Origin of the sequence: Nostoc sp. (assembly GCF_036919675.1) — a bacterium.
GTDB lineage: Bacteria > Cyanobacteriota > Cyanobacteriia > Cyanobacteriales > Nostocaceae > Nostoc.
In genome coordinates this window covers 58457-72635 of record NZ_JBALCP010000114.1, presented here as the reverse complement: position 1 = coordinate 72635, position 14179 = coordinate 58457, and the positions used below count along the sequence as shown (strand labels likewise).

Genomic DNA, 14179 nt, shown 5'->3' with positions numbered 1-14179 from the left:
TATTTAATTTTTAATTGTATTTTTTACTTAAATAGCCGTTTTTCCAAAGATAAAAAGGACTAACTAAACTACTTAAAAACAGTTGCATTTCACAAGCTGCAACTAAATCAGTTTTCAATACTGATCTGTATTTGATTAAGTGTAAAGCAATTTTACGCAGATCATTTATCATATAAGCTAAAAGAGCAACTGGTCTATATACATATTTGACATTTACCATTCTAGTGACATAACGGCTAAGTCCAATACCTCGAAAAAAGGGAATTAAATAGTCTTTTTGCAATCGGGAACTTGGGATTTTGTGAGAAATTTTCATTTCTGGGTTATACCAAATTTGCCAACCTGATTTTTGGATATAAGACAACATTTCTAAGTCTTCACTGGTAAGCATACTGCCTTTAACTCTCCCGGTTAAAATAGACTTATCTGGTACACTTTCTAACCAGGCTTGTCTACGGACAACAAGTCCGGCAGAGGGAGGTAGTAATTTTTTGGCCGCTTCATATAATAGCGCGAAATTACCTCGCTCTGTAATTGCCAAGAATGGAGCAATTCGCTGAAAATTTTCTGGTGGTTCTACTTCCCAGTCAGGGTGAATTTGGCTGCCATAAGCTCCCGCCTTGGGATATTTTTCACCAAAAGCATAAGCTGCGGATACCCAATTTGATACTGGGTAGTTGTCATCATCTAGAAAACCTATGAATCTACCTTTGGCTTCTGCAACTACCCTTTTTCGGGCATAAGCTGCTCCCTGTCGCGCTTCAAAGCAATACTTTAAAGGGTAAAGACACCGCCAATTTTGTTGATAGGTTTGAACAACTTTAGCTGTGTTATCAGTGCTGTTATTGTCTACAACTATAATTTCCCAAGATAAATTTTCGGTGTGAAGTTGGTTTTGTAGTCGTTCTAGTAGTTCAGGCAGACGACTTTCACCGTTGTAAGTTGGAATAGCTACAGTAAAGTCAAGGTTCTCAGTCATTTAATAAAAGTTACATTTTGATATTTTGATTGGGAGGCTTTTTATATGTTTAGCCAATGGCTAATTTATCAGTGGATCTTAAATAAATCTATTAAACATTAAAACTACACATGATGTTTCAATTTTGCTATCAATATGCAGTTTTATATACAGTACTATTACGTATTTTTTTAATAAAATTGTTACTTAAGCTACTTAATTGCATTGAGCGTCTTTTGCTGTTACCATTGCTCCCAAGAGAGTTTCTACAATGACGCATCGCTTTACGCTACTAGGCGATGTAGAGTTTGCAGAGCTTGGTACAGCTACCACTATTTTTAACCCTGTAGCTGTTCCAAAGTTGGGAGTTGGTAAAGTTGGTAAAGCTCCCATATAGTCAAAGGTAATTTGTGTTGACGTACTTGAAGCAGGGTAGGATACGGTAGAAGTAGAATTGACAGTGTTTGCACTACTGAGATTTGTGCCCAGCAGTAATTGATTAGAATTGGCTCCTACATCTGCACCTAAAAGTTTCGCTGGGGGGATTGCGGCATTAGTAGGATAAATAGCAACCTTTACAGCTTTAGTTGTACTATCTGTCTGAAAACTGACAGTGTAGCTAAGTTTAGTTTTTTTAGCTTCGCTGCGTGCTTCTTGCAGTGCGGCTAAAACGGCATCACTAGCCTTATTTACCTGTTGCCGATTTACAAAGGCAGCCCAACCAGGAGCTGCGATCGCTGCTAAAATTCCGATCATTAGCACCACTACAAGCATTTCTATTAAAGTAAAACCAGCATCGTGTTGAGGATGAAATTGCTCCTTGGTGTCTTTATTACACATCGTAGTGTGGAATAACTTTAAAGTTAGATTGCCCATAATGCCCCATCATTAGTTGTGTTGTATATTATCAAGTGTTATTTACTAAATAAATATCCACGTCCCTGTACGCGGACGCTTGCTGTCGGAAAGTAACTTTGGTTATTTGAAGAGTAATCGAAATTGCTAGTTTGCAACCGAGCTAATGCATTACCTCGTAAAAACACCTGTGCTGTGGTGTTAGCAACATCAATGCAAGTATAAAAGCCCATATAACTACCTGAACTAAGTGTTCCAGTGGGGCAAGTAGGAAGTGTTGAACCAATAGAGGTTTGATCGATATAATCAATTAGTATAGAAGCTTGTTGAGTGTAAGCTGTTGAGGCTGTAGCTGTCCATGAATTCATTTTCTGAGTTAGACCTGCGGCACTTGCTAGATTCAGGTTAAAACGCTGAAAACCTGGATCGGGGCAGTGGCTGGTGTCAATATATGTATCATTGGAATAGCCAGTACAATTCCCAGTAGTACCAGTAGTACCACTAGCAGCTAGAACTCCATCGCTAATTTCAAATCTGGCAATACGAGCCGCTTTTGACCAAGTAGTACTACTATCTTTGATTAAATAGTAGGCAACTAGTGAGTAAACAAAAGTGTCATCTATTTTGTTTGCTGTAGTGCTGCCTGTAGTGCTGCTGGAAAGTGTAATCGCACCTGAGAGAAACTTGCGTTTCCAAAACACCAGAATTGGTTGACAAGTAGAAGAATTACATCCAGTAGCGATGTTAGAAGGCGGTATTTGGTCTTTAATTCCTGAGCTTGCTGGGACAGTGTTTGAATTGGTAGTCAGTGCAGTTGTATCATATATGTAGACAGCTTGTTGTAAATCATTGGCAATGTAATCAACTGCTGTCTGGATTTCTTGTTCAGAATTTGCCTTGGCTTGCTCCTTCTGATCTGTACTGAGAATATTAACCATAAATCCTAGCAGTGGTGTAAGCACGAGGAATGCCAGCACTAAGGCTACCAAAAGTTCTATCAGGGTAAAACCATTTACTTGTTGAACAAATTTAGAGTGTTTCAGCTGAATGCTGAGAAGAAATTTGAGTACATTCTTCATAACTACGGTTTGCCCCTTATTGATATAAATATATCTAGCCAATATTGGTGTAAACTTATACTATCTATTAACAAGGTTAACCATTACGGTTGTTGAATCACCACTATCTTGAAAGTTATATCTTTCAACCCTGACTTTTCACGATATCTCGAAAACCTCTCTCCTAAGAGGAGAGAGGTTTTGAATTTTTCCCCTTCCTTACAAGGGAAGGGGGCTAGGGGGTTAGGTTTCGCCTTGATTTTTCCACATAACGTGAAAAGTCAGCTTTCAACCTCACTGCACAGGATTAATTACAAGTGTTGTTAGTAGTAACAGGAGTGGTGGCAGGAATAGCAAGACGTTGACACAGAGCATTGAAGGAAGTGTTTTTAGAAGCAATTACAGTGGTCATTTCCACTAATGGGGATTGGGTATTGCCCAAAGTCCCAGTAAAAGTGTTTTGTCTTTTATTGTTACTACTGTCGCTAGCATTGACAGTTTTAGTAAAGTCAATATCTGACCGATAAACTCGAATTCCCAAACCGTAACCATCGATTGGTAGACCTGTTGTTGTATTAATTGGGGTACTTCCTGCTCCTATAATTTTTACAGCCTGAATGTAAAATAGAGTACTTGTACAGATTGGGGTAGTTGGGTTAGCAATAGTTAGGTTGTTGTTTGCGTCTTTTGTCACGCAATATAACGATGTTGATGTTGATGCTGTAGGAACTGGCATACTTGTGGTGCTCGTGGTAAGTAAATTGTCAGCTAAACTCCTGGTTGCATCGGTTGATTGAAGCAATGTAATAGTGGTAGCAGGAATTGTCACTGCTCCGGTTTTCACACCATCAATGAAAGTTCTGGCAGATTGTGTGGCTAGTTCTACGCGTTTTGATTGGACGCGAGTTGCTGTTGCAATCACGATTGTAGGTGCGATCGCTGCCAATAAAATAGCAACTACAATTATTGCTACCAGTGACTCAATGATCGTGAAACCAGACTCACCAGATGGTTGACTTACTTGCTGTTGTTTGCGCTTAATCATAGTTACTCACCAGTTTCTAGGAATTCGTGATTAACTACAGCCAGAGGTAGGACGTTGATCGGCATCGACGACATAAGTACTGTCGGAGGCTTTTTTGGCACACAACAACGTTTGCACCCATGTATCATCTCGACCAACTTCCCGAAAGTACTCATTGGGTTTGTTATTTGGTGTTATCGCTAACTTTTGCGAAAATGCGTCTGGTGATTGTGAGAGCAAGGCGACATCATAACCCCACTGTCGGTTGGGAGGCTGGTAAAAAGGTAATTGACCATTAGAATTATTTATCGGATATGATGTCAGAGATGAGCCATTTAAGTATGCTAGATATGGTGCAGTAGCGTAGGCACTACGAGTTCTTTGGATAAAAGAGCCGTTAATTGTAGCTATACTAGCTGCGCTTGAGTCACTTGGGTTCCAATTTTCCAAGAGGCGCACAAAGTTGTGTAAACCACCATTGTCTTCTGTAGGACGAGCTGGGGTGTCTGCCCCTGCTGCGGCTAAGTTAAAGGTGGTAGATGTTGCCCATTGAAGCCAATAAGAATTCTGTACACTGCCAGGGCCTATTTTTGGTGATGAATTTTGATTAGTGCCGAAAGCCACTTCAATTTGTAACATTGGCGATAAAGCTGGTTGATCGCTTGTACCTGAGCCTAGAGTAAACTGTGGCGGTTTAGTATCGTCATTAGGAGTAGGAGTAGGAGGATTAGTACTAAGATCGGCTGTTTGGAACCATAGAGCATTAGCTTTGGTATCTGGCCTACTAGTACTAAAACTACTCATTGGAAATGAAGTTATTTTCCCGCCCTTGATACCTATAATGGTTGGTTTATTATTGGAATCAAGCGCTAGTTCTCCATTTGTATAAGTTGTTGGAGGTGCTCCCCTTGTTACAGGATTTGTTAATGTCCCACGGAGAAAGGCAACACGCCGAGGATAGCTCAGATATTTAGAATTAGTCGGTGATTGTGCTGTTGTACCTGCTAAATGGGTAGTCAGAGAAAAAGTCTGTCCAGTGCCAGCAGTACCAGTAACATCCGAGGCTCTTAGACCTGCTGGATATGCAGCAACATCACCGGGTAGTGCTACCCACCAACCAGTACCCGGATCGCAAGCTGAAACAGGTAGTTTCGGACATACTTCCATTAAATATTCTGCTTTTAAATTACTTGTATCATTTATCCTTCGCTGGATAGGTGTAACAAGGTTATTGAGGTAAGAACTGTTTTTAGTGGCAAGAGGATAGTCATTATTAGAACTGTCATACCAGGCAGCATTGACGACATTAGTGTTGTTGGTAGCAAACCCATTCTTCTGAAATGCGGTACTAGAAGTGTTATCCCCCAAGTTATTATTCAGGTCATAGTCTCCATCATTGCGGTAGCCCGTCACATAGCTCTTAGAAAGAAGTGTGATCGCATCTGACAACACGCTGGCAGGTCGCCAGTCGTCCCCAGTGGTACAATTTGGTAGTCTAGGATCACCAGTACGACAAGCAAAGTTTGGATTAAGGTCTGATGCAGCGCGAGAGTAAAAATTGCTCAAATCACTAGCTAAAGCTGTATTAAACTCTTGTTGGGTATGTTTATTAAAGTCGCCTAAAATATATACAGGCAAGTTAGAAGCTAGAACCAAGCCTTTTTCTGCATCTCTGTAAGCCTGAACACGCCAGATGCTTCCGTTGGGGTTGTTGGTGGGGTCGCCGTTCTTCAACATAATGGCGTTGGGGCGGCGAGTTGGGTCAAGTTTATAATCTACTGGGCTTTGTGATTTTTGAGTATCTTTTTTTGTTTGTATTTGTGTCGCTGTATCTGCTGCTAAAATTCCAGCAGGAAAACTTAAATCCGGCAGTGCATCATCACGAGTAGCGTAAATAATACCGCTATTAGGAATTAAGTATTCTTGTGGTGTTGCTGTGCCATATGATTTATTCCGCAGCGCATTATAATCTAATACAGTGGCGCGAATTTCCAGAGGTTGGCGGGTTTCTTTGGCGAGTTCATAGTCTGGAGCCGTGGAACCAGTAGATGGATTTGGTACATTTGCTACTGTCCCAGTTGCATTTCCATTTACACCATCAGCGTTGGTAAATGTTTCTCTACCTGGGATTATGTTACCACTTGCATCTGTTTGCACATCTCTATGAATTGCCTTAATCTGTCTGGCATCCAAAAAAGCAGTTTCGTAAATTGCGCCGTGAGGGATGACGCTAGTACTTGGAGCGCCGATACTACCATCTAATATTTGGATGGCACAAATAGAAGCATCAATAGCAGACTGCTCTGAGATTGTGAGTGTCCCAGAGGCAGCGACTAGCCCCATAGCGGTGTTCAGTGTTGGATTTACCAACCGCCCATTGGGATACATTAAATTAGCTTGGTATTTTAGTAAAGCTAAATAGTCAGAAACACCCTTTGTTGGAGCTGCGTAGACAATACCATTATGGGAGTTACCACCCGTACTGCCGTTATATGGAAGAGCTGCAAGGTTCTTAGCTGTAGTGCTATTTGTAGGGTCGTAGAAGCTACTTATACAAGCAATAGGTTTAGGGCTTGTCGCACTATAACCACTCGCTTGGTAGTGATAAACTGCTGTAGCCCGCATCCGTAAATACGGCGTGTTAACAGGATCAGGTAATATTATATTAGTCTTGTAAGTATCTAGATTAATGCCAATAGTATTAGGCACAGGCATCATATCTGACCAAATTCTATTTGTAGCCGCCGCCGCCGTGTTCAAAACAGTTTGGGTACTACTAACGGTTAAAAGTGGAGGTAAATAAATCCCTGCACCAGTGACTACCCGTAAGCCACCCACAGGAGCAGCGACAGTAGTTGGTACTGTAGCAGCTGCTGATTCCCAATCTCCATCTCGGTCAACAGTTCCTAAATCAGCTAGTTGCTGTACACGACTGCTGCGAGTGCGAGTTCCACTGCCGCTATCCCAGTTAACATTTTGAATATTTTGGGTATCTGTGGTAACATCTTGACCAACAAATGCCGTTCCGTTCCACCACAATGCAGGTAGGTTATTGCCAAGCAAAATGCGATCGCCAACGTATTGTTCTTTACCTAGTGCTTGTTGCGTAGTTGGTAGTGTGGCTTTAGGTAGCAGCTTAGAACTACTAATATTAAGTGCTAAATTGGAATAATTAGTTTTAGTTTTACCATCACTAGCAAGAAACGGATAAACCCAAGTGTCTTGTGGACGCAGTGACTTACCACTTCCTTGTAAGACAGTAGTAGTGGTATAATCTGTACTAGTCACAGGATTTCTTATTGCATTTCCACCAAAACCAACTTCACCATAGGGTACACGGCGGGTACGTTGTTGAAAGTAAAGTACTAACTGGTTATTACGGACAGTGGATAGTTGCGCTGCACTGGCAGTAGCTGTAGTTAGATTTAATAGTTGTAGTTGCTGTGTAATGGCATCTTGAACATCCTGTGGGTCAGTAGATGCAGCGTTAGCCGTCTGTGCTAACACCAAAAGATTGATCCGCTGTGCATAAGCTAGGCTATTGTAGGCAATATTACTCGTTCCGTCAGTGACTGATATGTTAGTGCTAGTATCACCATTTTGACTAGGATTAACTCCTTGTCCTTGGAATAAATCCACTTGAGTACCGTTACTTGCATTACCAGTGAAACCACCAGCTCCTAAATTGCCACCTACAAAAATTTTGGCATTGTCCTCACTATAGAAACAGGAATTTACACTACTAACCTGATAAAGTCTCACATTATTGCTACCAGTCAGGAAGTTACTATTAGTCAAGATCCGTCCGTTTAGGTTAAATGTGGGACCAGGGGTAAGTTCTATATCATCGTTATAAACCACCGCATTGTTAACTAGCGGTAGTTGTACACGGTCTTGTTGATACTCTAAACCTGAAAAACCTTTATTCCCTTTAAAAGGTTCGTAATTACCAGTCGCTAGTGGGTTAGTGATGGGAACATTAGCAGTGTAGACAAAAAAGCTTTTTTGGAGCTGACCAGCAATACTAACCCAGCCCGTACTCCCCACCAAAGCAGCACTTGTTGCTACACTATTTTTACAACTGTTGCTTAGACTACCAGTAGTCATGGGCGGAGTTCTTGCCTCTAGAGGATTTCTAGGGCGGCTGTATGTGCCACTAGTTATAGGCGGAGTTCGGAAGTAAATTCCATAAAGAGTATAGGAGTCAAATTTCCCATTGTTATTTGTATCAGTAGGGAACATCCATGCAGTTGTTAGATCTCCTGGCTGATTTTCTCCTGTTGGTGCAGTTGTATAAGCATAATGCACTTTTAGTGGAGTTTCGTCTCCAAAAGTAAATTCAGGCAAATTAGCAGTACTACTTAAGGTATCCTCTAAAACTTTATCTGAAGGTACGGCTCGTGGTAGTCGGCTGTCACTAAATAGCTTGTCTAATTTGGCTCTAGCTCTGTCAAGGGCTGGTGCTGCGGCGTTAAGTACAGCCTGATTCACGCGGACATTACTGGCATTTTTAGAGCGTTCAAAAGACCGAAATAAAATTGCAGTGGTCAATAAGACGACTACTATTAATACCATTGATACTGTCGGCAACAGAAACCCAGCATTCTCCGAACCGCGTCTTTTTTTAGTGCCAGAAATAGCCCGGAGTAGCCAAATGATTTGCTTATTAATTGCAGATAAAAACTGCTTGCTAATTTGTCTTAAGTTTTTTTGAATTGCCTTGAATAGCTGACGTTTTCGAGACATAGCTGCTTCCCTGTCAAGTGGTTTATAACGGATTTACTATTTTTAAGACATCTTAATTCGTGCCTGGAAAGTATTTTTACAGGCAAAATGTGAGATTATGTTTAATGTAACTACTGGATCTGGTTTTGCTAACTCCAAAGAAAGTGGCTACAAGAAAAGATAATTTACTTCAAGTTATATCATTAATGAATGGTTGATTTTATCCGGGAAACACTGATTTTCTTAGAATTATTTAATTCAAGTCTGATAAAGATTAAGAGCATAACTTTACAGTAAAATTGCGGAAATGTATTTTATCTAAAGGCAAGTTTATAAAGCTGTTGTTAACAGAATAAGCTTATAATACCCACCTGTTAAAGGAAAGATATCAGTTGGGTGCAAAATAATCAGATATAGCGGTTCTCACTTCGGTGCAATACTGTTGTAACCTCACCCTGTCCTGACTTTAATCCCTCTCCTTATTAAGGAGAGGGGATATAAATTACGCGCTAAAGTATTTTGCTACTGGGTGGTAAGCAATAATCGCAGTGGTAGACTGTTCTGGATAAAGTTGTTCACTTTCATCCATATACAAGTTAATCCTGTCAGTCTTCAATAACTCCAGCTGCTTGTACTGATCTTGAATATTGGGGCAAGCTGGATACCCAAAGCTGTACCGTGAACCACGATAGCGTTGTGCTAATATATCACGAATATTGTCGGGTTCTTCAGCAGTAAAGCCTAACTCCCGGCGAATTCTGGCGTGTGTCCACTCAGCTACAGCCTCCGCCACCTGCACCGCCATGCCGTGGAAATACAGGTAATCTGTGTATTGATTAGCAGCAAACAGCTTTTGGGCGAACTCCGTTGCAATATCCCCCACAGTCACCGCCTGCATTGGGAACACATCCATAATTCCCGACTCCTTCGGTGCAAAGAAATCTGCTATGCACAGCCGCCTTAACGACTTCTGTCTGGGAAACTCGAAAGTTGCAACCTGTTGTGATTGGTTTTGTGAGTCATATATATGTAGAGAATTCCCCTCAGCTTGACAAGGGAAATACCCATAAATCACCTGGGGATGCAACAGATTTTCCTCAAGAATCCGCTGTTTCCAAGTTTCTAAAACTGGGTACACTTTCTCAGCTAAGAAAGCCTGATATTCTTCCTTAGATTGCTCCTTTGGTTTGCGGAATTGCCACTGTCCAGCAATCAAAGCTTGTAAATCTAAATGCCAGAATATTTCCTCAATGGGAATATCATTAGGCTGCAATAACTGTGTTCCCCAGAAAGGCGGGGTCGGGCGTTCGATATCTATCGCTACTGCTTCTGAATGCCGTGTATCCACCTCTTTTGGTTCAGCAGATGCTATTTCCTTAGCAGTCGTAGTTACTGATTCTTTGTGACCATTTGCCGAAACTTCAGCAATTTCAACTTCGTTCAAAAACCCCTGCAAATCTTCCCAGTTACCAGCAGCTTTAGCTGGCATTAATTTATCCATGAAGTGCAAGTCAGAAAAGGCATCTTTGCCATAAACAACTTTACCTTTGTAGGTTTTTTGGCAATCTTCATGCACAAATTTAGGAGTCAGCGCCGCACCGCCTAAAATCACGGGGACGGTAATTCCTTTTTCGTTGAATATTTCCAAATTCTCTTTCATGAAGGCGGTGGATTTTACCAGCAAACCACTCATGGCAATACAATCAGCTTTGTGCTGTTCGTAAGCGTTGATGATGTTTTCCACTGGCTGCTTAATTCCCAGGTTAATTACCTTGTAGCCATTGTTGGACAAGATGATATCTACCAAGTTTTTACCAATATCGTGGACATCACCTTTCACCGTGGCAATAATAAAGCTTCCCTTCCCATTGTTGCCAGATTCTGACTTTTCCATGAACGGTTCTAGATACGCTACCGCCGCTTTCATGGTTTCCGCAGATTGCAAGACGAAGGGTAACTGCATTTGTCCAGAACCGAATAATTCCCCGACAACTTTCATGCCATCTAGCAGAAAAGTGTTGATAATTTCTAAGGGGGGATATTCTTCTAAGGCTTTTGTCAGATGTTCTTCTAAACCAATGCGTTCGCCGTCGATGATATGGCGCTTGAGTCGTTCGGGGATGGGGAGACTTTCATCTAAGGAGCGATCGCGTTTTGTCGTCACCCCGGCAAATACTGTGGTAAGCTCTCCCAAGGGATCGTAAACGCAGATGTTACCCTCAAATTTCCGCTCGTCATAAATCAACTGGCGGCAGATTTCTTGATGGCGTTGTTCAATCTTGGACAGCGGTAAAATCTTGTTGGCACTGACAATCGCTGCATCCATTCCCGCCGTCGTCGCCTCGTGCAAAAACACCGAGTTCAGCACCATCCGCGACGCTGGATTCAAACCAAAGGAGATATTGGAAACACCCAAAATCACATGACATCCAGGTAATCCTTCACGAATGCGCCGGATGGATTCAATTGTGGCTTTACCGTTTTCTCGGTCTTCTTCAATCCCGGTGGAAATTGGTAACGCTAGAGTATCAAAGAAGATTTCGGTGGGAGCAATACCATATTCTACAGCTTGACGGTATGCACGCCCAGCGATCGCAAACTTTTTGTCTGCTGTCCGCGCCATCCCATCTTCATCGATAGTACCAATGACTACACCAGCACCGTACTTTTTCGCTAACTCCAGCACTTTCAAAAAGCGCGGTTCCCCATCTTCGTAGTTGGTGGAGTTCAGCAAACACTTACCACCGGCAACCTTTAAACCCGCCTCCATCTTTTCCCATTCGGTGGAGTCAAGCATTAAAGGCAATGTCACATTATTAACAATGCGCGAAACCAATTCGTGCATATCTCGCACGCCGTCACGTCCCACATAATCGACGTTGACATCAAGGATATGTGCGCCTTCTTTTACTTGTGCCCTCGCCATTGAAACGAGTCCATCCCAATCTTCCGCATTTAGTAAATCGCGGCATTTCTTGGAACCACTGGCGTTGAGACGTTCGCCAACAATCAAGAAGGAATTATCTTGGTCGTAGGGCTGAGTGGTGTAAATTGATGCTGCTGCTGGTTCTAAACTTGGCTGTCTAACTTTTGGCTTCAAGTCTTTAGCAAGTTCAGCTAATTGTTGAATGTGTTCTGGACGCGTCCCACAGCAACCCCCGATCACTTGGACACCCAAATCTTCAACAAAATGCATCAATGACATCCGTAATTCCAACGGTGTCAGGCGGTAGTGTGCTTGACCGCCGACGTTCTCAGGTAAACCCGCATTGGGAATACAGGAAACGATAAAAGGTGAATGTTCTGCCAGATACTTGATATGTGGTTTCATCAAGTCTGGGCCAGTGGCACAGTTTAGACCAAGAATATCTATTGGGTAATGTTCCAAAATTGTCAGCACAGCACTGATTTCTGAACCCACCAACATTGTGCCCATGCTTTCCATTGTCACAGAAACCATCAACGGACGGCGATCGCCTTTTTTGGTAAACACTTCTTCAATTCCATTCAGCGCTGCTTTAATTTGCAGTACATCTTGGCAAGTTTCCACCAGAAATAAATCGACACCTCCATCCCACAGCGCTTCTGCTTGTTCAGCAAAAGTAGCTTTCATGGTATCAAAGTCAATATGTCCCAAGGTAGGGAGTTTAGTTGTGGGACCGATGGAACCTGCCACAAACCGGGGTTTTTCTGGTGTGGAAAATTCCGCAGCGACACGCTTCGCCAATTCTGCGGCTGTCTTGCTGAGGTAATAGGCTTGGTCTGCCAAGTCATATTCTGCCAGCACCAGGGACGTACTGCCAAAGGTATCGGTTTCAATGACATCAGCACCAGCAGCGAGAAAGTCTCGGTGAACCTTAGCGACAGCTTCGGGTTTCGTGTGGACTAAGTATTCGTTACAACCTTCATACTGTGGGCCGCCGAAGTCTTCAGCAGTCAGGTTTTGGGTTTGCAGGTTGGTTCCCATCGCCCCGTCGAAGACGAGGACTGGGCTATCTGGACTACGGAGGCGTTCAAGGAAAGGATGAGTCATATTTTCCTAGAAGAATTTGGGTGAGTCGTATAATATTCGACTTACTTTATTATTTTCCAAAATTGTGATATTTTGGGCACTATTTAATAAATGGCGACGGCAGAATTATGCAAAAGCGCCCTCATATCATGTCGCTTGATTGCTTATTAAACTTGTAGAACCCCACCTCGCCAAAGTTGCGCTTTCTCTTCCCTCCCCGCAAGCCTACGGTTTACACACAAGTCTGAAATAGCTGATTAACCAAGGTTTTACCCCACCCTAACCCTCCCCTTATAAAGGGGAGGGAACCAAATTTCCTATTTCCCCCCTTTATAAGGGGGGATTAAGGGGGGTAATTCGACTTGTGTGTACACTGTAGCCCGAAGACCGGGGAGGGGTTGGGGGTGGGGTGTAATGACTGTGGTTAGCATAACTAAATTATGCGGACATGATATCACTCTAGAGGTCGCTGTCTCACATCTCACAAACAAAGCCCAGATTTGTAGGTTGGGTTTCGTTCTTCAATGCAACCTACATTGGAGTTATTTTTTAGGCAAAACCTACACAGTTATTGACACAGGTGGGGTTTCACTGAATTCTACACATAGTCAGATGAAATATTTTCATCAAGTTTCTTATCTTAGGATCACAACTTAGAGTTGTCACTTTGTTCAGCTCAAAGATGGAAAAAACACTAGGAGTATAACTTGAGTCCTACTATGGATTTAATTTCTATGTTCAACCTAAATACATTTATTGAATTATTACTGGGGATTAGTTTGAGTGCGGCGGCTGGCTTCAGAGTCTTTGTACCACTGCTAGCATTGAGTGTGGCTTCAGTTTTTGGACATTTTGATTTGCCGATTGACTTTGATTGGCTGGAAACACCTCAAGCTGTAATTGTATTTACAGTCGCTTGTTTGCTGGAAATTACCGGTTATTACATTCCTTGGTTAGATCATCTGCTGGATATTTTTGCCACACCTGCGGCATTTATCGCCGGGACAATCGTAACAGCATCTGTTGCTCCAGAGATGAATCCACTGGTGCAATGGACGTTAGCTTTAATTGCAGGTGGTGGAACCGCAGGATTAACTAAGGGATTAATGAATACATTGCGGATAAGTTCTACAGGCGTTTCAGGTGGATTAACCAATCCAGTTGTGTCAACCATTGAGTTGGTCATGGCAATCGGATTGTCTGTGCTGGCGCTAGCTTTACCAGTCGTAGCAGGAATGATTGTGATTGGTTTTCTAATAATAGCTATTCAAAGAATCTGGAATTTCTTCTTCAATAAACCATCTTCTCAAACTAACGAAACCGTCTCTCCATCAAGATAATTGGGATAAGTACTTATGGATTTGTTTCAGAACTGCGATCGCAATTATAAAGCGATCGTAGTCTTCGGGTGTGTTAGTGCGAAAACGTAGCGCACGCTTTGATACTCGTGGACAAGTTTTTGATACTCGTGAATCAGTCTTTTATACTCGCGAACGAACCTTTTATATTCGCCGACGAGTCTTTTAGCTCCGTTAACGAGTCTTTGA

Annotated in this window: 7 protein-coding genes; 1 reads left to right on the top strand and 6 read right to left on the bottom strand. The window is 42.2% G+C overall.

Annotated features, from left to right (window positions below; genetic code table 11):
- Nucleotides 1–10 precede the first annotated feature (10 nt).
- From hpsE to metH, 6 genes are all read right to left on the bottom strand, one after another.
- Nucleotides 11–979 (bottom strand): hormogonium polysaccharide biosynthesis glycosyltransferase HpsE, encoded by a 969-nt coding sequence (gene hpsE / locus V7K49_RS25430; RefSeq protein WP_335208120.1) that lies wholly within the window; start codon nucleotides 977–979, stop codon nucleotides 11–13.
- Between the two features lie 195 nt (nucleotides 980–1174).
- Nucleotides 1175–1798, bottom strand: coding sequence for a pilus assembly FimT family protein (locus V7K49_RS25425; protein ID WP_335208119.1), 624 nt, complete (start codon nucleotides 1796–1798; stop codon nucleotides 1175–1177).
- 74 nt (nucleotides 1799–1872) lie between these two features.
- On the bottom strand, nucleotides 1873–2892 hold the full coding sequence (gene hpsC, locus V7K49_RS25420) for a hormogonium polysaccharide secretion pseudopilin HpsC (RefSeq protein ID WP_335208117.1): 1020 nt from the start codon (nucleotides 2890–2892) through the stop codon (nucleotides 1873–1875).
- Nucleotides 2893–3178: 286 nt separating this feature from the next.
- Complete coding sequence (gene hpsB, locus V7K49_RS25415; RefSeq protein WP_334871646.1) at nucleotides 3179–3916, bottom strand: hormogonium polysaccharide secretion pseudopilin HpsB; 738 nt, start codon at nucleotides 3914–3916, stop codon at nucleotides 3179–3181.
- A 30-nt stretch (nucleotides 3917–3946) separates the two neighbouring features.
- A complete protein-coding gene (gene hpsA, locus V7K49_RS25410) occupies nucleotides 3947–8641 on the bottom strand; it encodes a hormogonium polysaccharide biosynthesis protein HpsA (RefSeq protein WP_335208115.1) in 4695 nt (1564 codons plus the stop codon).
- A gap of 481 nt (nucleotides 8642–9122) precedes the next feature.
- Nucleotides 9123–12653 (bottom strand): methionine synthase, encoded by a 3531-nt coding sequence (gene metH / locus V7K49_RS25405; RefSeq protein ID WP_335208113.1) that lies wholly within the window; start codon nucleotides 12651–12653, stop codon nucleotides 9123–9125.
- A gap of 713 nt (nucleotides 12654–13366) precedes the next feature.
- On the opposite strand from metH, the gene V7K49_RS25400 reads away from it, so the two are divergent.
- The gene (locus V7K49_RS25400; RefSeq protein WP_335208111.1) at nucleotides 13367–13972 is read left to right on the top strand and encodes a DUF4126 domain-containing protein; all 606 of its coding nucleotides are present in this window, start codon (nucleotides 13367–13369) and stop codon (nucleotides 13970–13972) included.
- Nucleotides 13973–14179 lie beyond the last annotated feature (207 nt).